Origin of the sequence: Arthrobacter sp. ZGTC412 (assembly GCF_002929215.1) — a bacterium.
Taxonomy (GTDB): Bacteria; Actinomycetota; Actinomycetes; order Actinomycetales; family Micrococcaceae; genus Arthrobacter.
Genome location: NZ_PJII01000004.1, coordinates 111,094 through 135,683, shown reverse-complemented (window position 1 = coordinate 135,683; position 24,590 = coordinate 111,094). Strand labels below are relative to the sequence as shown.

Sequence of the window (24,590 nt, the reverse complement as noted above, 5' to 3'; positions counted from 1 at the left end):
CTGTCTTTCCTGCCTAGCCCTGCAGAGCGAGGATGGCGGTGGGAGCGTCCGCGGCGGACCCCGCCAGTTCCTCGAATTCGTTCACGGCGTTGATTTCCACACCCATGGAGATGTTGGTGACCTTCTCCAGGATCACTTCCACCACCACGGGGACCTGGAACTCGCCCATGAGTGCCTTGGCCTTGTCGAAGGCTGCGGCGAGGTCGTTGGGATCCTCCACACGGACAGCCTTGCAGCCCAGGCCCTCGGCCACCTTCAGGTGGTCAACACCGTAGCCGTTGGTCTCAGGCGAGTTGATGTTGTCAAACGCCAGGGACACGTTCTGCTCCATGTTGAAGCCGCGCTGGGACTGGCGGATCAGGCCCAGGTACGAGTTGTTCACCACCACGTGGATGTACGGGAGGTTGAACTGGGCGCCCACGGCCAGTTCCTCGATCATGAACTGGAAGTCGTAGTCGCCGGAGAGTGCAACAACGGTCTCGTCGGGCTTGCCGCGAACGACGCCGAGGGCTGCCGGGGCGGTCCAGCCCAGGGGACCTGCCTGGCCGGCGTTGATCCACTTCCGCGGGCCGAACACATGCAGCATCTGGGCGCCGGCGATCTGGGAGAGGCCGATGGTGGACACATAGATGGTGTCGCGGCCGAAGGACTTGTTCATCTCCTCGTACACGCGCTGCGGCTTGATGGGGATGTTCTCGAAGTGCGTCTTGCGGTGCAGGGAGGCCTTCCGCTCGGCACATTCGGCAACCCAGGCACTGTAGTCCGGCAGGGACCCTGCCGCCTTGCGCTCCTTGGCGAGCTCAACCAGCCCCGCCAGCGCCGCACCGGCGTCGGACGCTATACCTAGGTCCGGCGAGAACACGCGGCCGATCTGCGTGGGCTCGATGTCGATGTGCACAAACTTCCGGCCTGCGGTGTAGGTCTCCAGTCCGCCGGTGTGGCGGTTGGCCCAGCGGTTGCCGATGCCGATCACGAAGTCGCTCTGCAGGTAGTTCTCGTTGCCGTAGCGGTGCGAGGTTTGCAGGCCCACCATCCCGGCCATCAGCCGGTGGTCGTCCGGGATGGTGCCCCAGCCCATCAGGGTGGGGATGACCGGGATGTCCAGGGTCTCGGCCAGCTCAACCAGCTGCTCGGAAGCGCCGGCGTTGATGATGCCGCCGCCGGCCACGATCAGCGGGTGCTTGGCTGCGGTCAGCATGTCCAGGGCCTTTTCCAGCTGCTTGCGGGAGGCCTTGGGCTTTTCGATAGGCAGGGGCTCGTAGGTGTCGATATCGAATTCGATCTCGGCGAGCTGCACATCGATGGGCAGGTCCAGCAGCACGGGGCCGGGCCGGCCGGAGCGCATCAGCTGGAAGGCCTTTTGGAAGGCGCCGGGAATCTGGCCGGGCTCCAGGACGGTCATGGCCATCTTGGTGACGGGCTTGGCGATGGACTCGATGTCCACGGCCTGGAAGTCTTCCTTGTGCAGCTTGGCTACGGGCGCCTGGCCGGTGATGCAGAGCATGGGGATGGAGTCGGCCCAAGCGGCGTAGAGGCCGGTGATCATGTCGGTTCCGGCAGGGCCGGAGGTTCCGATACAGATGCCGATGTTGCCGTCCTTGGCGCGGCTGAAACCGTCGGCCATGTGGCTGGCACCCTCAACGTGGCGGGCCAGCGTGTGGCGGATGCCGCCGTGGGCGCGCATTGCGGAATAGAAGGGGTTGATTGCGGCGCCTGGCAGGCCGAACGCCTCGATGGCGCCTTCCTTTTCCAGGATGGCCACCGCTGCATCAACGGTACGCATCTTGCTCATGGTGTGCTCCTACTAAGTCTGTTTTTGGGTGTGCTGAAGTAGCCCTGCGAGCTGTCGCGGGGCAGTTTGGAGGTTTCGGCGTCGTAAATTACGACGGCGGCCGGCGTGTCCGTGTCAATGTGCCCCGTTTCGGGGCGGCCGGTTTCGCTGCGTGGGGGTTACTCGCGGCCGCTGAACTTCAGGACCTGCTTGAAGAGTCCGGAGTGGTCGAGGCCGCCGTCGCCCTGGTTGACGGTGGCGGCGACGAGCTGTGCGACGACGGCGCCGAGGGGGACGGCGACGTTGGCTTCGCGGGCGGCGGAGGTGACGATGCCAAGGTCCTTGTGGTGCAGGGCGAGGCGGAAGCCGGGGTCGAAGTTGCGGTCCAGCATCTTCTGTCCCTTCTGGTCCAGGACCTTGGAGCCGGCCAGGCCGCCGCCGAGGACTTTAAGGGCGGCGTCGGTGTCCACGCCATAGGCCTCCAGGAAGGCTATTGCCTCTGACAGGACCTCTATGTTGACGGCGACGATCAGCTGGTTTGCAGCCTTGACGGTCTGGCCGGAGCCGGACGGGCCCACGTGGACGATGGTTTTGCCGACGGCGTTCAGGACGTCCGAGGCTGCGTCGAAGTCTTCCGTATCGCCGCCCACCATGATGGAGAGGACGGCGTCGATGGCGCCCTGTTCGCCGCCGGAGACCGGGGCGTCCAGCGGGCGGATGCCGGCTTCGCGGGCGTCGTCGGACAGGCGCTTGGCTACGTCGGGACGGATGCTGGAGGCGTCGATCCACAGCGTGCCCTGCTTTGCGTTGGCGAAGACGCCGTCATTGCCGCTGACCACGCCCTCCACGTCGGGGGAGTCCGGCACCATGGTGATGACGACGTCGGCATCCTTCACGGCGTCCGCGATGCTCGTGGCGCCCTTGCCGCCTTCGGAGACGAGCTTGTCGATCTTGTCCTGGCTGCGGTTGAAGCCGGTGACGCTGTGGCCGGCCTTTACGAGGTTGATGGCCATGGGTAGGCCCATGATTCCGAGTCCGATAACTGCAACGTTGCTCATGATGGTTCTCTCTCTAAAATCTGTGCGGTGGTGATGGGCGGTCAGCGGGAAGCGTGTTCGCGGATGGCCCAGCTGAAGGCCGTTTCCTGCGGTTGCTTGTACTCAAGGCCGATGTAGCCGTCGTAGCCGAGTTCGCGGCTGCGGGCGATCCACTCGCCCAGCGGGAGGTTCCCGGTTCCGGGGGCTCCGCGGCCGGGGTTGTCTGCAATCTGGATGTGGCCGAAGTCCTTGGCGTGGTTCTCGATGACTGATTCGACGTCGTCGCCGTTGACGGACAGGTGGTAGAAGTCGGCGAGGAGTTTGATGTTGCCGACGCCGGCCTCCGCCTTCACGCGGGCGATGACCTTTAGTGCGTCTTCAGCCGTAAGGAGCGGATACCTGGGTGCGCCGCTGACGGGTTCGAGGAGGACGGTGCCGCCGATCCGGGCGACGCCTTCTGCTGCTGCGGCAAGGTTCTTCAGCGCCAGCTCGTCCTGCTCTTCGGGCGTGAATTCGTCCTGCCGGTTGCCGTAGAGGGCGTTGAAGGCTTTGCAGCCCAGGCGCTCGCCGATACCCGTGACAACGTCAATGTTGTCCTTGAATTCGGAGCAGCGTCCCTTCCAGGACACGAGACCGCGGTCGCCGCCGGGCATGTTTCCGGCATTGAAATTCAGGCCGGTGAGCTGGACGCCGGCGTCCTTGACGGCGTTTTCGAAGTTATTCGTTTCTGCGTCTGAAGGGACGGAGCTTTCGAAGGGCCACCAGAACTCCACAGCGTCAAAGCCTGCTGCCTTGGCTGCGGCGGGGCGCTCGAGCAGGGGCAGCTCTGTGAGGAGGATGGAGCAGTTCACTGTGTACGTCATCGTAGGTCCTTCCAGGGGGCTCTGATCTATCTTCCCTTGCTTCCTCGGCGCCTTCACCGATTCCGCTTTGTGGAATTTAGATTCTGCTTTATGAAAAGTGTAGGGAAGGAGGCGCCGAGGAGTCAAGGGGCGGCGACGGAGACCAGCTATTTACGAGACAAGTAGAGAGCCAGGGGCAGCGCCCCTGGCTCTACTGTGGGTGGCTAGTTAGCGATTACCGCCCGCTAACGTGGTGCAGGGTCGGGCTCTTCTTCCAACCGGACCATTTAGACAGCTTGCCCTTGTCGTCCTCAACCGCGAACGAGATCTCGTGATAGACCTCTTCGCCGTCGTAGCGGTCAAGGTACCGGGGCACGCCGTAGCGGCTGTTAATGAAGCGGTCGTCGCGGTTCACATGGCGCTTGATGTACTTCTCATCAAATTTGGTATCTTTGCCGAGATCTTCTTCGTAGAGTTTCTGCTTGACGTGGACAGTCCTCTTCCCGTCATCACATTTCACGCTGATCTTAAAGTTCACCCCGCCGCCTCGTTCCTGCGATGGCTTCACGGGCTTGACGGTACATCCGCGTATCTTTTGGTCATAGTCAGCCGCGGCGGGGCCCGCGATTGCCACGGAACCCCCGAGCAGACCTAATGAGAGAACCGGAACCAGGGCGATCTTTGCCTTGGTTGAGCCGCTTTTCGTTGTGGTAATGGACATTTTTTGCTCCTGTAGGATGCGTGTCGCATTTGTAGGGTGCATCCGGACTCATCTTCGTTGCTGTTATCCGAAAGTTAAATCTTGCGCCTGTAGTTTGGTCTGACGCTAGGGCAGATCCAACTTTCTTGACGGGGTCTCCCATTGACTTCAGGTGCCGTAGGGCTACGGTTATAGATACGCCAGCACGCTCTGGCGAACGCGTGCGCCGGGGGCAAAGGCGCGCACGGCTGTAGGTCTCGATATTCTTAGCCGCTCGTCGGTATCCGAACCCATCGTCTGGTTCGCGGCCAGGCGTCCCATCACGATCCCTAGGCTGTGTCCGAATGACCGCAAATTTCATCAGAGCTTTGGCAGTTAAGTCATTTGATGTTCCGGACAGGAAGCGCTGCCCGGATAAGGCGGAGTTCGACCTTGTAACCGTGGATGACTATTCAGTGGCGCGGCTGATCCTGGCGCCGGGTTGGCGATGGTCCGAGTCCGCCAAGCCTGCCGAGCTGACAGCTTTCTGCGAGCATCACCACCTGGGCTACTGCATCTCCGGGCTACTGGAAATCGAAACGTCCGACGGCGGGCGCTCCACCATCCGGGCGAATGACACCTATGCGCTTCCTCCCGGCCACGACGAGTGGGTGGTGGGGGATCAGCCCTTCGTCGCCGTCGAATTCCTTGGCGCCGCTTCGTTCGGCCGGCCGCGGAGCCACGGAATGCACGCGCTGATCTAGAACATTTCCGGTCAGCCCGGCCAGCGCCTCATGTTGAAACGCTGGCCGGCTTTCTCCTGCGCAGTGCTTCCAGTGCGCCGGTTCCCGCCAGGGCGATGGCCAGTGCGAGCAGAACCGCGGGTCCCGCCCCGCCGTCGGGTCCGAGGGTAGCTGCCAGGATCTGACGGGCCAACAGGCCCATCTCGTCAAAGTCGCCCAGGTAGACGCGCGTGCCGAATACGTAGTTGACCGAGGTGAACAACGCCGGAACCACCCACAGCAGAACCAGGTCCGCCACCCACACGAGGACGCGGCCGGCGGGGCGGAGTCCGCACCACGCCAAGGCCAGGCCCACCAGTATTGCCGGTAACCAGCGCGCCCCCGCAGGCACCATTGGGGACACATTCCCTACTTCGCTGAGGTTCACGAACCACTTGACCGCCCACGAGGTAACAGGCACCGCCATGAGGCCTACTCCCAACGCCGCCCGTGCCGGGGACCGCGAGGCGAGGAGGAACAACGCCACCAGGCTCGCGGCGATGGCGGCGACCACACCGGCCAGGATGCCGACGAAATAGAGAGCCGACGCCGAGCCCGGCGCCAGTCCTGCCCGGAGGACAGCGAACGCCTGCGCGGCTGCCGTGACCTGCACAGCGAGAACGCCCGCCGCGACACTCCACACCCCAGCACGGCTCCGGTCCGGCCGCCGGAACCTCAAGGCAACCCCGGCCGCTGCACCACCTACTGTCATCAGGGCAACAAGGGTGGTGAGCTCGTACTGGCTCAGCGGAAGTAGCGATAGGGGCATCTCCGCCGGGAGCGCTTCCCTGCCCCAGAGGTTCTGCAGCGGAAGCCGTGCCCCGGTAACCAGACAGGGGGCGAGGCCCAACAACCCCGCCACGACGCCGATCAGGATGCCGGTCCAGGAAGCACCGCCCCCGCCCGTACGCCGAACGGCAGGGTACGCAGCTGCGGCCGCCGTCGATGGTGCACGGTCAGGACTGGCGTGGCTCAAGGTAGCTCCTTCACCCGCGGCAACACTGCCGGCTCGGGGGTTGAGAGCAGGGCCAGTGAGGCGGAGACGGAGTGGTCGGGCTTCTCAGGCGGGCTGGCGTAAGACCGAAGTACCAGCAGGGACTTTCCCGCCAGTTCCACAGTCTCGTCGGCATGGAGGAGGCCAGTGTCCGCGTGCTCACCTGCGGTATCGATGAGTTGTTCCCAGCTGGGCGAATACTCGGCGCTGGGGAGGGTGAAGACCACAGGCTCGTCCCCCGAATTGCAGTACAGCAGGAAGTTGTGGTCGTGAATCACCCGGCCGCGGTGGTCCTTGCCCACCCCGGCCCCGTTGTAGAAGACCCCGAGGGCCCGGGCGAGGGGATTGTCCCAGTCTTCAGGAACCATTGCCGAAGCGTCCTTGTCGAGCCAGACGATGTCCGGCAGCGGCTGACCGAGGCCACGCAGGACGGGCCGGCCTTCAAAAAACCTGGTGCGGCGGAAGGTGGGGTGTTCCCGGCGCAGCCTGCTGACCGCTGCAAGGAACTCCACCAGGGGCTGGTCAGCTTCCTCCCAGTTGATCCATGAGAGGGGCGAGTCCTGGCAGTAAACATTGTTGTTCCCCAACTGGCTGCGCCCCAGTTCGTCGCCGTGCAGCACCATCGGAACGCCCTGGGAAAGGAGGAGCGTGGCCAGGAAGTTGCGCTGCTGGCGTGCCCGTAGCGCAAGGATGCCACTGTCGGTGGTGGGTCCTTCCGCGCCGCAGTTCCACGATCGATTGTGGGACTCGCCGTCGTTGTTGTTCTCGCCGTTGGCTTCATTGTGCTTGGAGTTGTAGGAAACCAGGTCGCGCATGGTGAAGCCGTCGTGTGCCGTGACGAAGTTGATGGAGGCCACAGGCCGCCGTCCTGAACTCTCGTAAAGGTCAGAGGAACCGGCCAGGCGGGAGGCAAACTCACCGAGCGTAGCGGGTGCGCCGCGCCAAAAGTCGCGGACGGCGTCGCGGTACTTTCCGTTCCACTCGGTCCAGAGGGGCGGGAAGTTTCCTACCTGGTACCCGCCCGGGCCGACATCCCACGGCTCGGCGATGAGCTTCACCTGGGACACCACGGGATCCTGCTGGACGAGGTCAAAGAAGCTCGACAGCCGGTCCACCTCGTAGAACTCGCGGGCCAGGGCGGAGGCGAGGTCGAAGCGGAACCCGTCCACGTGCATTTCCAGCACCCAGTACCGCAGCGAATCCATCATCAGCTGCAGGGCGTGCGGGTGGCGGACGTTGATTGTGTTGCCGGTGCCCGTGTAATCCAGATAGTGCTGCTTCTCGTGGTCAACCAGCCGGTAGTACGCCTGGTTGTCGATGCCTTTGAAGGAGAGGGTTGGCCCGAGATGGTTCCCTTCGGCCGTGTGGTTATAGACGACGTCGAGAATCACCTCGATGCCGGCGGCGTGCAGCGAGCGGACCATCGCCTTGAATTCCTGCACTTGCTGTCCCGGCTTGGTGCTGGAACTGTAGCTCTCGTGGGGCGCGAAGAAGCCGATGGAGTTGTAGCCCCAATAATTGCTAAGCCCTTTGTCCCTCAGGGTGCTGTCCTGGACGAACTGGTGAACCGGCATCAGCTCGATCGCCGTCACGCTGAGCTTCTTCAGGTGTTCGATGACGGCGGGGTGGGCGATGCCGGCATACGTGCCTCGTTCCCGCTCCGGCACTTCCGGATGGGTCATCGTCAGGCCCTTTACGTGGGCTTCGTAGATCAGGCTGTCGCTGTAGGGGATCCGCGGCGGGCGGTCGTGCTGCCAGTCAAAGAACGGGCTGATCACCACCGATCTCATGGTGTTGGGAGCGGAGTCTTCGGTGTTGAACGAGGCGGGGTCGCCGAAATTGTAGGAGAACATCGGCTGGCCCCACGTGATGCCGCCGCTGGTTGCCTTGGCGTAGGGGTCCAGCAGCAGCTTGTGCGGATTGAAGCGGAGGCCGCGCGCGGGATCATAAGGCCCCTCCATGCGGTAGCCATACACCTGGCCGGGCAGGATATGTGGGAGGTAGCAGTGCCACACGAAGGCATCCACCGCCTCCAGGCGGATCCTCTGCTCGGCGCCATTTTCGTCGAACAGGCACAGGTGAACGGCGCTCGCCGCCTCGCTGAACACCGCGAAATTCGTGCCGCTGCCGTCATATGTGGCGCCCAGCGGATAGGGGTTCCCCGTCCAGACTTCCATGCCCGCCTCCCAATCCGAAGAACACCATCGAATCATAGAGGCGCCGCTTCTACGGGGAAGGAGGGCAGGCGTACGACGGCGGGCCTTGCCTTCGCAGTTCTGTCGCCCCTGTGTTGCACACTGTCTCCATGACCTTTGCAAATGTGGGAAGTCTCGGAACCAGGCCCGGCCAGCGCGACGCCGTCGTGTCCATTCTGCTCCGGCCTATGGCCGGGCTGAAGGAGGCCGGCTGCCTGCTGTACGAAGTGGGCGTCAATGACGAGATGCCGGACACGGTGTTTGTGTCCGAGCTGTGGGAGTCGCCGGAGGCACACCAGGCGTCGCTGCAGCTGGACACCGTTCGCGCGGCCATAGCTGAGGCGATGCCGTTGCTTTCGGGCGAGATGGGCGGCAACCAGTTCGAAGTGCTCGGGTCTCCGCTGCGCTGACAGCCTCTGGTCGGCCACCCCTGTCCCTTCCGCCAGGCAGCAGCTAGGCTGACCGGCATCGACTGGACACTAACGTCTGCATACTGACGGACGGGGTAAGGGAGACACATGAAACCGCTGCCTGCACTTGAGCTTGTTACCCGCCTGGAAGATGCCGAATGGCTGGATCCCGTGGCCAAGAAGGTCCGGAAAGTCGTCAAGCGTACGGTCCGCCCGCAGTGGGCCCGGGACATTCTCCACGGGGTGCCCATCGGCCACCCCGTGCATCCGCTGGCAGTCCAGGTTCCCTTGGGATCCTGGATCTCTGCAGCTGTCCTGGACGCGCTCCCCGGCAACAACCGGGCTGCCACCGTATTGATCGGCGTGGGAACTGCATCCGCGCTGCCTTCTGCGGTGGCCGGCTTCATGGACTGGTCCCAGCTGCACAGCCAGCAGCAGCGGGTGGGACTGGTCCACGCCGCTGCCAACATCACTGCAGCCGGCCTTTACGCGGCCTCACTGGTGGCGCGTGCAAACAGGCAGCAGGGCGCAGGCAAGGCGCTCGCGTATCTGGGCCTCGGAGTTGTCAGTTTTGGCGGCTTTTTGGGCGGCCACCTCAGCTATCGCCAGGCCGCGGGCGTGAATCACAGCGAAGATATTCTGCACCGCTTCCCAAGCGGGTGGCATCCTCTCGCACCGTTGGAGGACCTGCCGGAAGGGAAGCTTCACAAGCGCGTCGTGGCCGGACTCCCGCTGCTCGTATTCCGCGAGGCGGAGTCCGTCAACGTGTTGTCCGATGTCTGCAGCCACCTCTCCGGTCCGCTGCACGAGGGCAAGCTCAAGGGCGCCAGTCTGAACGATGCCTCAGCCAGTGATGGTGGCGACCCATGCGTCGTGTGCCCCTGGCACGGCAGCACCTTCTCCCTGCGGTCCGGCGAGGTGCAGGCAGGGCCAGCCACCGCGCGGCAGCCGCGGTTCGAGACGCGTGTCACCGGCGGCCTCGTGGAAGTGAACCTCCCCGGCGCGGACTAAACATTGCGTATTAGACATCGCGTGGTTGCCTCAGCCGAGTAGCAAGGCTACGAGGGCATCTTCGAAGGGGCGGTTTCCCGTCGCCGGGACCCCGGCTGCTGGGGAGCTTATTGTCAGGACCCCGGCGATTTCCTCGACCGCTGACATTTCCGCATAGGTCCGTTCGTGCACGGGCGCTTCCGGCGGCGTCATCGCGTGCTGGATCTCGACGGCCTCGGCGGCGTCATCGCGTGCTGGATCTCGACGGCCTCGGCGGCGTCCCTGGCCTTGACCGCAGCGAGTTGTGCTTCCAGCCGCCGCATCACAGCCATCCGTTCCAGGCAGATCTCGTATCGGCGCTGCAGCACATCCACAACAGCGCCGGCGCCAGCAGCGGCAGTGTCCAAGGCGGCATCCTCAAAAAACAGCGCGTCAACGACACCAACGGAGGCATGTCTGCCCTCCATCGCTGCTGCTGTGCCCGCGCCGTTTTCCATACAAACATCATCTATGGAGGCACTGACATTCTGCGGGCGAGTACTTGGGCGGCCGGGCGGCAGCTTAGGCGGATCGTTGCAGTTCAGCCACCCACTCTCCCCGGCGCAGCACTCCTGCCGCATTCAGTTCTTGGTCGACAACTACGACGTCGGCCGGCGTCCCGGCCCGCAGGTCACCCGCCTGCCGGGACAGGCCCAAAACCGACGCCGGGACGGCACTCGCAGATATGACTGCGTCGCGCAAGGAAACGCCAGCGGACACCGTGGACCGGACCACGTCCAGCAGTGTTGCCGTTCCGCCGGCGATCGCACCTGTGTTGTCCACGCGGGCCACGCCGCCATCGACCGTGACGGCCAGGGTGCCCAGCTTGTAGTGGCCGTCCTCCAAGCCGGTGGCAGCCATGGAGTCGGTGACAAGTGCAATGTTGTCCGCACCGACCAGTTCGAACACCGTCTTCACCGTCTCGGGGGCCAGATGGACGCCGTCGGCAATGAGTTCGACGACGGCGTTCCCGGCGCGCGCGGCACTGAGGCAGGCGGAGACGGGGCCGGGGGAGCGGTGGTGGAGGCTCGGCATCGCGTTAAAGAGATGGGTAACTGTTGGACGCTGACCCCCGCGGCTCGCCGCTGTTGATACTCCGGAAAGCCCGGCGGCTGCCAGCTCCAGGAACGAGGCCGCGGACCGGTGATCCGCTGCGGTGTGCCCCAGCGACGGAATGACTCCGCGGCGAGCAAGCAGATCCACGAGCCCCTCAGCGCCGGGAAGTTCGGCGGCAAGGGTCATGGAAGCCAAGGACGGACCTGCGGCGTTTAGCAGTTCGGCCATCAGTTCAGCATCTGGTTCCAGCAGCAGTGCGGGGTCATGGGCGCCGCACTGCCCGGGCGAGAGGAAGGGGCCCTCCAGATGTGACCCGGCAACCAGCCCCTCCTCGGCCATCAACCGCAACACCTGGAGATTCCGGACCAGGTCCGCCGGTGCTCCGGTGACCAGGCTGGCCAGCAGCGTGGTGGTGCCCCGGCTATGCAGGTAGCGGGCAGCAGCACGGGCGCCCTCCGCCGAGCCCTCCGAGAAGTCCGAGCCATGAGCTCCGTGGCAGTGCAGGTCCACCAGGCCCGGCAGCAGGATGCCTCCGGCAGCATCAGCTGCACTGCCAACGTCGCCGTGAAAGTCCGACGCCGGCCCGGCGTAGGTGATGTGCCCGCCGTCGACCGCTACCAGGCCGTCCTCGACGTCCACGCTCGCGGACACGATGTGGCCCCGCAGTAACAATTCCCCGCCCATCATGCGGCCTTTCGCAGAGCCGCAGCCATTCCGGCGGCGAGGGAGGGGTCCGCGGCACGTGCCCTGGTCCCGGTGGACGGGTCGAGTCCCCGCGCGGAGGTGTGGACGGCATTGACTCCGCTGGCTACCAGTGCGGACATCAGTTCCAGCCGGACTCCGCCGCCAGCCATGATCTGTAACGACGGCGCGTGGTTCCTTCCCAGCTCCACCAACCGCGCCAGCATCGGCAATCCGGCTGTGCAGTCCGGGCTTCCGCCGCTTGTCAGCACGCGGTCGACACCGGCGCGATTCAGCCTGGTCAATGCATCACCAGGGTCCACTCCCGCGGCGAGGGCCGCATCGAACGCACGGTGGAACGTTACCTCAGCCGCGGGACTGTGACTGCGTGCCACTTCTGAAACCCGAAGAAGCGCTGCAACGTCAGGTCCGCCGTCGTCCGTCAACATGCCCACCACAACCCCGGCGGCCCCGGCCTCCAGGGCCGCAACAACGTCGCGCTCCAGCACCTCGAGCTCCTCGGCGCTGTAAGTGAAGCTGCCCGGGCGGGGACGGACCAGCACATGGACCGGGAGGTCCACCTGGCAAGCCTGCTCGACGGTGGCAATGCTGGGCGTGATGCCGTCCGTCTCGGCGAGGGCAGCGCAAAGTTCCACCCTGGCAGCACCCACGGATGCTGCCAGCCGTACACCCTCGGCGCTTTCTACTGCCAGCTCAAGCTGTGGCACCCGGAGCAGGCTCCCTGCCACGCTCAAAGTCCCTGCCACTCGGGTTTCCGTCCGAAGGTGTCCTGGTAGTACTCCCGGTGCGCCAGCCTGGACGCCGCAGCCTCATCCAGCAGGACGGTCACATGCGGATGCAACTGGAGTGCGGAGGCAGGGCACGCTGCCGCCACCGGACCTTCCACGGCTGCCGCAATCGCTTCTGCCTTGGCCTCACCGATAGCCAGCAGCAGGAGGTGCCGCGCTTCCCGGATGGTGCCCAGACCCTGGGTCAGCACATGGTCCGGAACCTCCGCCGGGTCCTCGAAAAAGCGCGCGTTATCCTTGCGTGTCTGCTGGGTGAGGGTCTTGATCCGGGTTCGGGAGGCCAGTGAGGACATCGGCTCGTTGAAACCCACGTGGCCGTCCGTTCCGATCCCGAGAATCTGGATGTCCACACCTCCTGCTGCTGCAATCGCCGCTTCGTACCGGTCTGCTTCAGCGTCAAGGTCCTCCGCTGCACCGTCCAAGCCGTGGACCGCGCCCGCCGTAAAGTCCACGCTGTCCACGAATTCTTCCCGGATCACCGAATGGTAGGACTGCGGATGCACGCTGGGCAGGCCCACGTACTCGTCGAGGAGAAAGGCCTGAGCACCGGCGAAACTCAGTCCGCCGTTACGGTGCCGCTTGATGAGTTCCTGGTAGGTGCCGAGGGGCGTGGAGCCCGTGGCCAAGCCAAGGATGGACGGGCCGCTGCGGACCTGTTCTTCGATGACGTCTGCAGCAGTGCGGGCCACGTCTTCAGGAGCAGGGAGGATGACAATTTCCATGGTGTTGGGTGCTTTCCGTTGCTGTTTGCTGGTAGTCGCCGGCCGGAGACTTACTTGGCCGCGTCAGTCTCCACAGTGACTTCGTCGTCCTCCCGGCCCGGGGTGCGCAGGTTCCAGCGCTTGATAACGATGGAGAAGAGGAAGTAGTAGATCACCGCGTACGCCAGGCCGATGGGGATGAGCAGCCAGCCGTTCTCCGACTTGCCGAAGTTCAGGATGAAGTCGATTAGTCCGGCGGAAAAAGTGAACCCATGGTGGATATCGAGCGCGTTGACCAAGGCCATGGAGGTTCCGGTGAGGGCAGCATGGACGATGTAGAGCGGGAAGGCGACGAACATAAACGAGTACTCGAGCGGTTCCGTAATTCCGGTGAGGAATGCCGTGAGGGCGGTGGAGAGCATGACGCCGCCCACGATCTTCTTCTGTGAAGGCTTGGCGTGGCGCCAGATGGCGAGAGCGGCGGCCGGCAGGCCAAACATCATGATGGGGAAGAACCCGGTCATAAAAACGCCCGCCGTGGGGTCGCCGGCGAAGAACCGGTTGAGGTCACCGCGGACCAGTTGGCCGGAAGCGTCGGTGTAGTCGCCGATCAGGAACCAGACGGCCGAGTTCAGGATGTGGTGCAGGCCCGCAGGAATGAGCATGCGGTTAGCAAAGCCGTAGACTCCGCCGCCGGCAACGGCATTGCCCGCCACGGCCTCACCCACGGCTGAGAGGCCTGCGTTGAAGAACGGGTAGACGAGGGCCAGTGCAACGCCGGCTACCAGGCTGGTGAAGGAGGTCAGAATTGGCACCAGGCGCCGGCCGCTGAAGAAGCCCAGGAAGTCAGGAAGCTTGGTGCGGTAGAAGCGCTGCCACAGCATCGCGGAGAAGAGGCCCACCACAATGCCGGCGAGGACACCGTAATTGATCACGGCGGGCTTGCCCGTGGCGTCCACCTGCCCCGCCAGGACCAGCGGAGACATCGCCTTGAAGACACCGTCGATCACCATGTACCCCACCACTGCTGCCAAAGCGGTGGACCCGTCCGCCTTCTTGGCCCAGCCGATAGCAATGCCCACAGCGAAGATCAACGGGAGCCAGGTGAAGACGGCATTGCCGGCGGCGGAAATGACAGCCGCGCCCCCTTCAAACCCGGGAATCGCTCCCAGCAGATCTGCCTGGCCGATGCGCAGGAGGATGCCTGCAGCGGGAAGGACAGCGATGGGGAGCATCAGGCAGCGGCCCAGGCGCTGCAGGTTCGCGAAAACCCTGTTTGGCTTCTTCTCCGGGGCCAGGGCGGCGGTATCAGACGTTGACATGGTTGCACCTCTACGGGGTTCGTTGGGGGTTGTGGAGTGATGGGGTTAGCCGGTACTGTCTGGTTATGACCAGTTCAGTGTGATTCATCCCACGAGTGCCTGTCAAGGCATGAGCTAAGCAGCCGAGCTTTTCAAAGGCGCGGCCGCTGCAGCCATAATTGGTCCCACCTGGGCCGCCGGCTCCGGTGATGAATAAGTGCTCCGAACGGGCACCGTCAGAAAGGGCAGCCATGTCCAAAGCAGAGAAGATCATTGAAGGCCTCGGCGGAGCCGGCAATATCGTGGAAATCGAAGCGTGCATCACGCGCTTGCGCACGGAAGTCAAAGACGGCTCACTCGTCAACGAGGCCACGCTCAAGGCCGCTGGAGCCCACGGCGTCCTGGCCGCTGGAACTGCTGTCCAGGTGATTGTGGGACCGGAGGCCGACAACCTGGCCGAAGACATCGAGGACCTCCTCTAGTGGCGCAGTCCCTTGTTGTCCACGCGCCTCTCAGTGGCTCGGTGGTTCCCCTCGCGGATGTCCCGGACCCCGTCTTCGCAGGCCAGATGGTGGGGTCCGGCGCCGCCGTCGAACCTCCGGCTGGCGAGATGTTCGACGTCGTATCCCCGGTTGCGGGAAAGGTGATCAAGCTCCTGCCGCATGCCTTTGTGGTGGTGGAGTCATCAGGGCGCGGAGTCCTAACGCACGTGGGCATCGACACGGTCAAACTCAAGGGCGAGGGCTTCAAGCTACTCATTGCTCAAGGGGACACCGTTGATGCCGGCGCGCCCGTTATGCGGGTGGATCCCACCGCCGCCCTGGCGGCTGGGTACTCGATGGTGAGTCCCGTCGTCGTGCTTGACACGAAGCCCGACACAGCCACGCTGGTCGCATCCGGCACTGTAACCGCCGGCGCCGAACTGTTCTCGCTCGACTAGCCGCGGAGGCTGAGACCGGCTCCTAGAGCCGGACTTCCATGTTGAGGGAGTAACGGTCCGAGCGGTACCAGGAGCGCGAATGCTCGATGGCCAGGGGGCCCGAATAGGAAACCCGGTCGAACGCGAGCACCGGCGCTCCCGTTCCCGTGCCGAGGAGCGCCCCGACATCCGCCGGGGCGCCCTCGGACCGGACGCTCTGCCGGGCCCTGTCGATCTCGTGGCCGAACTGTGCCGCAAGGGCCTTGTAGACGGAACCCGTCAGGTCAAGATCCAGCAGCCCCCGGGTGTGCTCCGGGTTGTACCAGGCATCGTCGACGCTGACCGGCCGGCCGTCCGCCAGCCGCAGGCGCTTGAGGTGGATGGCCTCGGATCCTGGAGTAAGGCTAAGGGCCTCGGCGGTGTCATCCGGGGCCGCGGCGGACTCTGCCAGCAACACAACAGTGCTGGGAACGTGCCCCATAGCCTCCATCTCCTGCGTGAACGAGGCAAGGTGCAGGGTGGACTGCACAGGCGAATCGGCCACAAAAGTGCCCTTCGCGGGAACGCGGACCAGGTGCCCTTCGTTGACGAGGCGACCGATGGCGGCGCGGACGGTAATCCGGCTGACGCCGTAGGAGTCCATGAGTGTCCGCTCGCTGGGAAGTCGGGCGCCGGGTTCCAGCTCCTCCTTGGCCAGCCTCAGGATGATCAGGCGCAGTTGCTCATGCTTGGGGACCTGCGAGTTGTTGATGAGCGCGCTCGCCGCTGGAGCGTTGCCCCCTGCTGGTGCTGTAGCTGGCAAAGCGGCGCCTCCGATCCTGGAGCGGTCCGGTAAGGACCACTGCCTCGGATTATTTCACAGCTGCGGTGGCCGCGCCTTACTCCCCCGATCGAGGCCTGAAGTTGCCGCGCCGGTATTTCCTGCTCCCAAGAAAACCCTCTAGTGTTGAAAACACTAAGCCTGCTTCCTATTTTCTAAAGGGGTTCTACTTAATGCGAAAAGTACCTGCGCTTGGACTGATGACTGCAGCGATGATTGCCCTGGCGGGCTGCACGGGCGGCGGCGGTGGCGCTGCGAGCCCAACTGCCACGGAGACGGCGAGTGCCTCGGCCAGCCAGACGGCGGAAGCCAAGGTTTACACCGAGGATGAGCTCCGCGAGCTGATCGCCGGATTGAAGGACGAAGACGGCGGCGAGCTGAAGCTGTACTCCAAGGAGCAGGTGGACCAGGGCGGCAACATCGCCAACCTGCTCCTGAGCACGGCGACCGTTGACCCCGCAGATTGCAAGGACATCGCCACCGCAGGACTGCTGGACACGGTGGAGAGCGGTGGGATCGCCGTCGCGCTTTCAGAGGGTGACCAGCCGCGCACCATCTCCGCACAGTCGGGCAGCGAGGGGCCGGGCGCCGTCGAGGTCCTGGACGGGATCAGCGGCAAGATGGGCCAGTGCGAAAAGTTTTCCGTAACGGCGCTGGGCCAGACGTATGAGGTCACCAGCGAGGAGCTCCAGGCCAACACGGATGCGGAAAAGACCTTCGGTACCCTCAGCACCCGCGGCGGCGAGAACCAGCAGAAGCTGATGCAGGTCTCCGCCGCCGAGGGCAAGCTGCTGGTTGTTGCCACCAAGAGCGGTGCCAACCTGGGCGATCCGGACCAGAAGGAACTCGAGGACCTCATCAATGAGGTGCTCCAGAAGGCCGACGGCGGCAGCGCGACTTCCAGCCCGACGTCCACCAGCACTTCCGGTTCCACGAGCACGTCGTCGCCGGGCGAATCAGCCTCGCCTTCCGCAACCGAGACCGAAACGGAAAGCACCGAGACGTCCTCGGCCTCGCCGACCGCGTCGCGTTAAGGTTTCGCGCTGGGGCTCCGCGATGAGCCAGCAGCGTTAAAGGAAGCGACAAGGAGGGCAGGACCTGATGGTCCTGTCCTCCCGGGCGTTCCGCCGCCGGCACAGGCGGCGCCGCTTCCTGTTGGCCGCCGGCAACAGACCGTAGGCTGGAGGCTGGCCGGTCTGAAGCGTAAGCCCGGGCCAGGAGAACAGCCGGTACTCAAGTTGAAAGGCAGCAGCATGACCACTTCGAATGAGGAGCCCCAGAATACCGCCGACCTTCGCGGTCCCGGTGACCCCGAGGAGGCGAAGCAAGTGACGGAGGCGCCACAGAGCGGCCAGCACCCGGAACTGCCAGGTGCCAGCAACATCCGCGAGGAACAGCAGGCGCACGCGGCCGGTACCGTACCGGCGTCGTACTCCGGAAGCGGCGCGCCACCCCAGGAGCACAAGCCCGAGGAAGCCTTGGAGGAGCCCGGAACCTGGGACGACGAAGTCTGACGTGATTACCCGTGCCGATGTAGACGACGCGGCACGGCGGACGGCCGGCCTCACCCGGCTGACGCCGGTCCTGCAGGCTGACCCAGGCACGTTCCAGGGCGAGGTGTGGTTCAAGTGCGAACTCATGCAGCACACCGGCACCTTCAAGGCCCGGGGCGCGCTCAACCGCATCCTCGCGAGTAAAGAGCGCGGAGAGCTGAAATCCGACGTCGGCGTGGTGGTGGCTTCCGGTGGAAACGCCGGGCTGGCCAACGCCTACGCGGCAGCCCAGCTGGGAGTCCCGGCAACGGTCTTCGTCCCGGCTGCGGCGCCGCCTGTGAAGGTGAGGAAGCTCGAGGCGATCGGCGCTAAGGTCATTCAGGGCGGAGCGGAATACGCCGAGGCCTACCAGGCCGCGGTGGCGCACGCCCGGGAAACCGGCGCTGTTTACTGCCACGCTTATGATCAGCCCGAAATCGCTGCCGGCGCCGGAACGGTGGGGACGGAACTGCTGGAGCAGATAGCCGGGGTGGACACCGTGCTGGTTGCGGTGGGCGGAGGGGGACTGATGGCCGGAATCGCCGCAGCCGTGGAAGGCCAGGCGAGGGTGGTTGGCGTGGAACCCGAAAACGCACCGACGCTCCATGCCGCCCTGGCATCGGGTGAACCCGTTGACGTGGCGGTGTCCGGCATCGCTGCCGATTCCCTGGGAGCCCGACGCATCGGCGACATCGGCTTCTCCGTCGCGGTCCGAGCCGGCGTCGTCGGCGTTCTGGTGTCCGACGCCGACATCGTCACCGCGCGTTCGCTCCTGTGGAACAACTATCGGATGGTGGTGGAACACGGTGCTGCCGCGGCGTATGCCGCCCTGACCTCGGGCGCGTATGAGCCCAAGCCCGGGGAGCGCGTCGCGGTAGTTCTCTGCGGGGCGAACACGGACCCGGCCACCCTCTAGGAAGGACGGCCGGGACCGGTCAAAGGGAAAGGATTAGCTGCAGACCTGGCTGTAGGTTGTGCCGGCTTGCTCGTAACCGGCCTGGAGCTCGGACAGCTTTGCTTCGTCCGGGGTTTCCTTCGCCTGCTCATCCGTGTACTCAAGGATGGACTCAAGGGCGGGCTTAAGGTCATCGGAAGCGACCGCATGGATCGGCCGAATCTGGTTGGCGAGGCGGTTCATGCCCGTCTTGCCCGCGTTGTTCGCAGGGCTGGACACAACGCTCTGGATCCGCTCGCAGGTTTCCGCGGTGGTGAGCTGGTTCGAAGCGGTGCAGGCCGTTGCGGAGACAACGAGTCCGGCGGCGATCAGGGCTGTGGCGAGTTTCTTCATGGGTCCCTCAGTAGTTGATTGAGGTTTCGATTGTAAGCAGAATCCCGGACACGGTGGTGGTCCGGGATGCCCGCACCCGCGACTATGAAGGGGGTACCAGGCTCTGGCGGGCCGTCCCGTAAGTGTTTAAAATGGCAACACCATCGTGCGGAGCTGCCGCAGATTGGGCCCCGCGCACCAGCCCAATTCAAGGAAGCACCATGCGCCGAGTACAGCGCCGTACCGCCGTCGGATTCATCGCTCTTTTGGCCCTGCTGTTACCCACCGCGCTGCCGGCGGCGGCCTCTCCGCCTTCCCGGGACGACGTTATTGTGCTCGACGGCGCCAAGTCCGCCGAGGGCATCGCGGCCGGCAAGGGGAAGACTTTCTACGCCGGGGAGCTCATGACCGGCGATATTTTCCGTGGCGACCTACGTGACGGCAAGGCCAAACGTTTCATTGACGTCCCTAAGGGGCGGATGGCCGTGGGGATGAAGGCGGATGTCCGTAAGGACCTGCTGTACGTGGCCGGCGGAGGTAACGGGAAGGCGTACATCTACAACACCGAAACCAAGGCTACGGTCGCCGACCTCACGCTGACCACTAAGAAAGGTTCGTTCATCAATGACGTCGTTCTCACCGACGACGGCGCCTGGTTTACGAACTCGAAGTACGGCGAGCTGTATCAGGTCAAGGTCAGCCGCTGGGGAGAGGTGCGCAAAGCTGTCCGGACGCTGACCGTGAAAGGCGAGGCAGGCGCTGCCCTGGCACCCGCGGATTTTGGGCTTAACGGCATTGCGGCAGCCAAGGATGACCACGTGCTGATCGTGGCCCATACCAAGAACAAGGCACTCTACAGGGTGAATCCGTGGAACGGCGATAGCATCAGGATCAAAGGCCTGGACCTGGAGTTCGTAGACGGCATCCTCGTGCAGGGCAACACGCTGTGGGCGGTTCAAAACATGGCCAACAAGATTTCCCGCGTCAAGCTGGCCGGTGACCTGTCTTCCGGGACGGTCCGGGACGTCATCACCAGCAAGCACTTTGACGTTCCGGCGACGGTTGCCAAGTTTGGCGATACCCTTGCCGCTGTGAATGCACAGTTCAACCGGCCGGCCAGCCCGCACGAGGTGGTCCTGGTCCCGGCGCGTGACTGACTAAATCCCAACTGGCTGGCAGGTAACGTCGTCAAAACCCAGTTTTGCGACGTCAACTGCCAGCCAGTTTCGCGTGTCTGAATGGGTCCCGCTCGGCCCCTCGTCCAGTCCATAACAAAACGTAATGGAACAAATTCTCCCACTTAGTATCGCGAAGCCCTTGACCCTCCTCAAGCCACGCTGATAGACCTAAAGGGCAGAAAGCGCTTTCCCTCCTGCTTCGACCAGCCCACAGCCACCCCGCAACGGCTTGATCTCGCAGAGGAGTGAAACGTTCCAAACTGTCGTGCGGCAGACTCAGCTGCCGCCGCATCAAAGGAGATGTTCACTTGCCTAATCCCTCAAAATGTTCCCGTCTGTCCCGTGGAGGCCGCGCCTGGAAGGCCGCCCCGCTTGCTGCGGCAGCATCACTCACAGCTGCCGCTCTGGCGTTTACCGGCTTGCCCCTGGCGCAGGCCAACCCGGTATCTGACCCCGGGCAGGCCGGCAAGGCCGGGCTCCAGCGCCAGGTGGAGAACCTGGACCGGGCACCTGTTGCCGTGCTGACAGACCAGGGCGTCACCCTTGGCTGGCGCATGCTGGGCCTGGACAAGGACAGCGTTGGCTTCCATGTGATCCGCGACGGCATCCAGCTCACCGAAGAGCCCATCCGCAACACCACCACGTATGTTGACCCGGCCGGAACCGCAGCCTCCAAGTACGTCATCAAGACGGTGGGCAACGGCAACGGGCAGGACAAGCTGAGCGCGGAAGTCACGCCGCTGGCCCGGAACTACCTTGCCATCAAGCTGGACAAGCCCGCCGACGGCGTCAGCAAGGACGGAAAGCCATACACCTACTCTGCCAACGACGCGAGCGTTGCAGACCTCGACGGCGACGGCAGCTACGAGATCATCCAGCTCTGGAATCCCTCCAACGCGCAGGACAACTCGAAGTCCGGTTTCACAGGCAACGTGTACGTTGACGCCTACAAGATGGACGGCACCAAGCTGTGGCGCATCGACCTGGGCCACAACATCCGCGCCGGCGCCCACTACACGCAGCTCCTCGCCTACGACTTCGACGGTGACGGCAAGGCCGAAGTGTCCATGAAGACGGCGGACGGCACCAAGGATGCCGCCGGCACCGTCATCGGCGATGCCGCGGCAGACTACCGCAACAGCGGCGGCTACGTCCTGGCAGGGCCCGAATTCCTCACCGTATTCAACGGCGCCACCGGCACCATCATGGATACCGTGCCCTACGACCCGCCGCGCGGCAACGTCAGCTCCTGGGGTGACGGCTACGGCAACCGCGTGGACCGCTTCCTTGCCGGCGTCGCTTACCTTGACGGCGAGCGGCCGTCCATGATGTTCAGCCGCGGCTACTACACCCGCGCCGTTGTGGTCACCTATGACCTGGTGGACGGCAAGCTGGTGAAGCGCTGGACCTTCGATTCCGACATTGCCGGGGCAGAGTACAAGGGCCAGGGCAACCACAACCTCTCCGTGGCGGACGTGGACCAGGACGGTAAGGACGAGTTCGTCTTCGGCTCCATGACCATCGACGACGACGGCACGCCGCTCTACAACACCAAGCTTGGCCATGGAGACACCATCCACACCAGCGACTGGGATCCGTCCCGCCCGGGCATGGAGACCTTCGCCGTGCACGAGAGCATGAGCCAGAGCGGCAACCGCGGCGCCACCTTCCGCGACGCCGCCACCGGCGAAGTCCTCTGGAGCATTCCTGCCACCAGGGACACCGGCCGCGGCGCCATCGGCGACATCGACCCCCGCCATGCCGGCGCGGAAGGCTGGGCTGTGGGCGGCGACGCTGCCTGGAACTCCCCGGTCGGATACCTGATGTCCGCGAAGGGTGAGCGGATCTCCGAGAAGATCCCCGCCGCCAACTTCATGGCCTGGTGGGACGGCGACCTGCTCCGCGAAATCGTTGACCACGACTTCGACGCCGTAGCCGGCGTGGGTGTCCCCACCGTCTCCAAGTGGAACTGGGAAACCGAGTCCAGTGACCGGCTCCTTACCGCCACGGGCGCAAGGACCAACAATCACACCAAGGGCAACCCGTCGCTACAGGCGGACCTCCTGGGTGACTGGCGCGAGGAACTGGCCTTCCCGTCGTCGGACAGCACCGAGCTGCGGATCTACACCAGCACCTCACCCACCGAGGTCCGGCTCCGCACCCTCATGCACGACACCGTCTACCGGACCGCCGTTGCCCGCGAGAACGTGGCCTACAACCAGCCGCCGCACCCGAGCTTCTTCATCGGCGAGGGCATGGAGACCCCGGCCGCGCCGTCCGTGAAGTACGCCGGCACAGGCAAGTAACCCGGAAACAGCGAAGCGCCGCCCGCCTCCAAAGGGAGGTGGGCGGCGCTTTCGTTATGCGGAATGTCCGACGCCGGATCCTGCCTTAGCTGTCAGCTGCGGTCAGTTTCGGTGCCGGGTGAGTCCCGGTTAGTGCTGGCCGAGGTTCCCGCCCACCGGCGGCAGCCCGCCGTCGGGCCGGCGGTCGCCTTCCCGCCGTTCCCCGGCGCTGAGGTTCTCGCCCTCAACCGTCTCGTCGGACTCGCCGGTGGTGTCCACCAGGCCGTTGGTCTGGTCGAAGGCGTGGCCGATCCTGTCATCACCCAGATCGGCGACCGAACCGGTGGTGCCCGCAGCCGCCGTCGTGCCCGTAGTGGTTGTCGTATCTGTCGGGACCGGGGTGACGGTGACAGGCTCGGCGGTCCCGACAGATACATCAACGACTTCCCCGGAAGTGTCCTTCTTGGAACCGGCCATGGCTGCTGCCGCACCAGCTGCCGCAGCAACGCCCAGGCCCGCAGCCACCTTGCCGGAGATGCCGGCCTTGCCCGAATCGCCGCGGGATCCTGCTGCGTCCTCCACGCCGGGGGTGCCTGCTGGGGCTCCGGAGCTGACGCTGCCGCGCCAGGCGCCGCTGGCGTAACCCTCATCCTCGATGAATTCCTTGAACCGCTGCAGGTCTGCCTCGGCCTGGCGGTCAACGACGTTGAGCTTGTCGCCCACCTTCTCGATAATGCCCTCGGGTTCGTACTCGAGGGTCAGCTGCAGGGAGGTCTGGCCGCCGCCGATGTCCTCAAACTCAATCGCGCCGGCGTTCGTGGCGCCTTCCGTAGCGGCCCACGCCACCTTGCGGTCGGGGACCTGCTCCAGGATCTTGGCTTCCCACTGCCGGCGGATGCCGCCGATCTCGGCCACCCACTCCAGCCTGTCGTCACTGAGCTGCGTCACGCTCTTGACGCCGCCCATGAAGTGCGGGAACTCCTCGAACTGGGTCCACTGGTTGTAAGCGGTGCTTACCGGTACGTTCACCAGAATGCGTTTTTCGACCTTCGTGCTCATAACGTCTCCTTCGCTTTGCTACCGGAAGCTGATGAGTCGGTAAAAATCATCAGCATGCTTACCAACATACCTAAAGGGCCGGCAGGTTTCCAGAGCAAGAAAAACGACGGCGGCTCTTGGCCCCGAATTGCCGGGCCAAGAGCCGCCGTCGAGCCTTTCCGTGGGGAGAGCGGTCAGAATTGTCCCGGGCTGCCACCGTAGGGCGGGATGAAGCCTTGATCATGCCGGCGGCTCCTGCGTTCAGCGGAACTGTAATTCTCGCCGTCGCTTGTCTCGTCCGACTCACCCTCAAAGTCCACCAGTCCACCGGTCTGGTCGAACGGGTGCTCGAACCTGTTGTAGGGCCGCGGTACTGTTGCAGGCTCTGGCATGCCGGCTACCGGCGTGCCCGCTGTTGCCGTGCCGGAAGCCATAGTGCTGGCCGGGCTGCCCGCCACCGATCCCGGAATCGCGTCGCGCCAGGCCCCGGTGGCATGGCCCTCGTGCTCGATGAATTCCTTGAACTTCTTCAGGTCGTGCTCGGCCTGGCGGCCCACCACGTGGAGCAGGTCACCCAGCTTCTCCACCACGCCCGCGGGCTGGTACTCAAGGGTCAGGGCGAGTTCCGTCCTGTTTTCGCCGAGGTCCCGAAACTCGATGGTGCCGGCGTTCGTTGCGCCTTCGGTAGAGGCCCAGGCCACCCTGTGGTCCGGGACCTGCTCAAGGATTTTCGCCTCCCACTGCCGGTGGAAGCCGCCGATGCGGGCCACCCACTTCAGGCGGTCGTCGCTCAGCTGGGTCACGCTCTCCACGCCGCTCATGAAGTGAGGGAAGTCCTCGAACTGCGTCCACTGGTTGTAGGCCGCGCTGACCGGTACATCGACCACGATCCGTTTTTCCACTTTCGTGCTCACGACGTCTCCTTCGACTGAACGAATCCGATGAGTGCGGCGGCTCGATCTCCCGTGTTTTGGCTGGAGGCCGCTCAGGCGCAGTGATTCAGTGGCTTCGGTTTTTGGGCGCGGACTATTTGCCGGGCACGGCAGCTTTCGGAGTATCAGGCCCCTCGGCCGGATCCTGGGAGTGGACCCTGATTTCGGTGATGTCCGCATCCGGGTCGCCCTCTGCGGGTGCCTCCGTATGGACCCGCTCATCCTGCAATGGATTCTCACTCATGGCTGCTCCTGACCGCGCCGGGGACTTCACTACAGATCATTCAGCGCTCCCCGGCCCGGCCTGTCAAGGACCTTGGCAAGGCTCTGGC

At 64.5% G+C, this 24,590-nt stretch carries 26 protein-coding genes; 10 read left to right on the top strand and 16 right to left on the bottom strand.

All coding sequences use genetic code 11. The features are described from left to right. Positions 1-13 precede the first annotated feature (13 nt). The 4 genes from gcl to CXQ88_RS07350 all read right to left on the bottom strand — a co-directional run bounded on the left by gcl (position 14) and on the right by CXQ88_RS07350 (position 4,371). Positions 14-1,792, bottom strand: a complete 1,779-nt coding sequence (gcl, locus tag CXQ88_RS07365; protein WP_104043514.1) for a glyoxylate carboligase — start codon at positions 1,790-1,792, stop codon at positions 14-16. Positions 1,793-1,950: 158 nt separating this feature from the next. Next, positions 1,951-2,829, bottom strand: coding sequence for a 2-hydroxy-3-oxopropionate reductase (locus CXQ88_RS07360; RefSeq protein ID WP_104043513.1), 879 nt, complete (start codon positions 2,827-2,829; stop codon positions 1,951-1,953). Between the two features lie 41 nt (positions 2,830-2,870). Then, a complete protein-coding gene (locus CXQ88_RS07355; RefSeq protein WP_104043512.1) occupies positions 2,871-3,671 on the bottom strand; it encodes a hydroxypyruvate isomerase family protein in 801 nt (266 codons plus the stop codon). A gap of 214 nt (positions 3,672-3,885) precedes the next feature. Next, complete coding sequence (locus CXQ88_RS07350) at positions 3,886-4,371, bottom strand: hypothetical protein (protein ID WP_104043511.1); 486 nt, start codon at positions 4,369-4,371, stop codon at positions 3,886-3,888. 323 nt (positions 4,372-4,694) lie between these two features. On the opposite strand from CXQ88_RS07350, the gene CXQ88_RS07345 reads away from it, so the two are divergent. Next, positions 4,695-5,093, top strand: a complete 399-nt coding sequence (locus CXQ88_RS07345; RefSeq protein WP_104043510.1) for a cupin domain-containing protein — start codon at positions 4,695-4,697, stop codon at positions 5,091-5,093. Positions 5,094-5,121: 28 nt separating this feature from the next. Here the strand turns inward: CXQ88_RS07345 and CXQ88_RS07340 are convergent, their stop codons facing one another. Then, a complete protein-coding gene (locus tag CXQ88_RS07340) occupies positions 5,122-6,087 on the bottom strand; it encodes a hypothetical protein (RefSeq protein WP_258061724.1) in 966 nt (321 codons plus the stop codon). Further along, the gene (gene glgX, locus CXQ88_RS07335) at positions 6,084-8,282 is read right to left on the bottom strand and encodes a glycogen debranching protein GlgX (protein WP_104043509.1); all 2,199 of its coding nucleotides are present in this window, start codon (positions 8,280-8,282) and stop codon (positions 6,084-6,086) included. Before glgX ends, CXQ88_RS07340 begins: the two co-directional genes overlap by 4 nt. A 128-nt stretch (positions 8,283-8,410) precedes the next feature. Between glgX and CXQ88_RS07330 the strand changes: the two genes are divergently transcribed. Further along, on the top strand, positions 8,411-8,710 hold the full coding sequence (locus CXQ88_RS07330) for a putative quinol monooxygenase (RefSeq protein ID WP_104043673.1): 300 nt from the start codon (positions 8,411-8,413) through the stop codon (positions 8,708-8,710). A 108-nt stretch (positions 8,711-8,818) separates the two neighbouring features. After that, positions 8,819-9,721 carry a Rieske 2Fe-2S domain-containing protein gene (locus CXQ88_RS07325; protein WP_104043508.1) on the top strand — a complete coding sequence of 301 codons (903 nt, stop codon included), beginning with the start codon at positions 8,819-8,821 and terminating at the stop codon, positions 9,719-9,721. A gap of 188 nt (positions 9,722-9,909) precedes the next feature. Here the strand turns inward: CXQ88_RS07325 and CXQ88_RS07320 are convergent, their stop codons facing one another. From CXQ88_RS07320 to CXQ88_RS07300, 5 genes are all read right to left on the bottom strand, one after another. Then, complete coding sequence (locus CXQ88_RS07320; protein ID WP_258061723.1) at positions 9,910-10,197, bottom strand: hypothetical protein; 288 nt, start codon at positions 10,195-10,197, stop codon at positions 9,910-9,912. A 64-nt stretch (positions 10,198-10,261) separates the two neighbouring features. Then, entirely contained in the window at positions 10,262-11,479 is a 1,218-nt protein-coding gene (locus CXQ88_RS07315) for an N-acetylglucosamine-6-phosphate deacetylase (RefSeq protein ID WP_104043672.1), read from the bottom strand. Further along, positions 11,479-12,225, bottom strand: coding sequence for a copper homeostasis protein CutC (locus CXQ88_RS07310; protein WP_258061722.1), 747 nt, complete (start codon positions 12,223-12,225; stop codon positions 11,479-11,481). Before CXQ88_RS07310 ends, CXQ88_RS07315 begins: the two co-directional genes overlap by 1 nt. A gap of 2 nt (positions 12,226-12,227) precedes the next feature. Next, positions 12,228-13,007 (bottom strand): glucosamine-6-phosphate deaminase, encoded by a 780-nt coding sequence (nagB, locus tag CXQ88_RS07305; protein WP_104043506.1) that lies wholly within the window; start codon positions 13,005-13,007, stop codon positions 12,228-12,230. Positions 13,008-13,057: 50 nt separating this feature from the next. Next, positions 13,058-14,308, bottom strand: a complete 1,251-nt coding sequence (locus CXQ88_RS07300) for a PTS transporter subunit EIIC (protein ID WP_104043505.1) — start codon at positions 14,306-14,308, stop codon at positions 13,058-13,060. 230 nt (positions 14,309-14,538) lie between these two features. On the opposite strand from CXQ88_RS07300, the gene CXQ88_RS07295 reads away from it, so the two are divergent. Next, on the top strand, positions 14,539-14,769 hold the full coding sequence (locus CXQ88_RS07295; RefSeq protein ID WP_104043504.1) for a glucose PTS transporter subunit EIIB: 231 nt from the start codon (positions 14,539-14,541) through the stop codon (positions 14,767-14,769). Further along, on the top strand, positions 14,769-15,227 hold the full coding sequence (locus CXQ88_RS07290; RefSeq protein ID WP_104043503.1) for a PTS sugar transporter subunit IIA: 459 nt from the start codon (positions 14,769-14,771) through the stop codon (positions 15,225-15,227). The genes CXQ88_RS07295 and CXQ88_RS07290 overlap by 1 nt, the downstream gene beginning before the upstream one ends. Before the next feature lie 22 nt (positions 15,228-15,249). On the opposite strand, the gene CXQ88_RS07285 is transcribed toward CXQ88_RS07290, so the two are convergent. Then, the gene (locus CXQ88_RS07285; RefSeq protein ID WP_258061721.1) at positions 15,250-16,008 is read right to left on the bottom strand and encodes a GntR family transcriptional regulator; all 759 of its coding nucleotides are present in this window, start codon (positions 16,006-16,008) and stop codon (positions 15,250-15,252) included. Between the two features lie 191 nt (positions 16,009-16,199). Between CXQ88_RS07285 and CXQ88_RS07280 the strand changes: the two genes are divergently transcribed. The 3 genes from CXQ88_RS07280 (at position 16,200) to CXQ88_RS07270 (ending at position 18,474) form a co-directional block, all read left to right on the top strand. Further along, positions 16,200-17,060, top strand: coding sequence for a hypothetical protein (locus CXQ88_RS07280; RefSeq protein ID WP_258061720.1), 861 nt, complete (start codon positions 16,200-16,202; stop codon positions 17,058-17,060). Between the two features lie 219 nt (positions 17,061-17,279). Beyond that, complete coding sequence (locus CXQ88_RS07275; RefSeq protein ID WP_104043502.1) at positions 17,280-17,540, top strand: hypothetical protein; 261 nt, start codon at positions 17,280-17,282, stop codon at positions 17,538-17,540. 1 nt (position 17,541) lies between these two features. Then, the gene (locus tag CXQ88_RS07270) at positions 17,542-18,474 is read left to right on the top strand and encodes a threonine/serine dehydratase (protein WP_104043501.1); all 933 of its coding nucleotides are present in this window, start codon (positions 17,542-17,544) and stop codon (positions 18,472-18,474) included. Positions 18,475-18,507: 33 nt separating this feature from the next. Here CXQ88_RS07270 and CXQ88_RS07265 read toward each other — a convergent pair whose 3' ends face one another. Beyond that, the gene (locus CXQ88_RS07265; protein ID WP_104043500.1) at positions 18,508-18,846 is read right to left on the bottom strand and encodes a hypothetical protein; all 339 of its coding nucleotides are present in this window, start codon (positions 18,844-18,846) and stop codon (positions 18,508-18,510) included. A gap of 200 nt (positions 18,847-19,046) precedes the next feature. Between CXQ88_RS07265 and CXQ88_RS07260 the strand changes: the two genes are divergently transcribed. Further along, positions 19,047-19,982 (top strand): SMP-30/gluconolactonase/LRE family protein, encoded by a 936-nt coding sequence (locus CXQ88_RS07260; RefSeq protein ID WP_104043499.1) that lies wholly within the window; start codon positions 19,047-19,049, stop codon positions 19,980-19,982. A 329-nt stretch (positions 19,983-20,311) separates the two neighbouring features. Then, the gene (locus CXQ88_RS07255) at positions 20,312-22,309 is read left to right on the top strand and encodes a rhamnogalacturonan lyase (RefSeq protein WP_104043498.1); all 1,998 of its coding nucleotides are present in this window, start codon (positions 20,312-20,314) and stop codon (positions 22,307-22,309) included. Between the two features lie 129 nt (positions 22,310-22,438). Here the strand turns inward: CXQ88_RS07255 and CXQ88_RS07250 are convergent, their stop codons facing one another. From CXQ88_RS07250 to CXQ88_RS21725, 3 genes are all read right to left on the bottom strand, one after another. After that, complete coding sequence (locus tag CXQ88_RS07250; RefSeq protein WP_104043497.1) at positions 22,439-23,347, bottom strand: SRPBCC family protein; 909 nt, start codon at positions 23,345-23,347, stop codon at positions 22,439-22,441. A gap of 173 nt (positions 23,348-23,520) precedes the next feature. Then, entirely contained in the window at positions 23,521-24,240 is a 720-nt protein-coding gene (locus CXQ88_RS07245; RefSeq protein ID WP_104043496.1) for an SRPBCC family protein, read from the bottom strand. Between the two features lie 112 nt (positions 24,241-24,352). Then, the gene (locus tag CXQ88_RS21725; protein ID WP_181037439.1) at positions 24,353-24,502 is read right to left on the bottom strand and encodes a hypothetical protein; all 150 of its coding nucleotides are present in this window, start codon (positions 24,500-24,502) and stop codon (positions 24,353-24,355) included. Positions 24,503-24,590 lie beyond the last annotated feature (88 nt).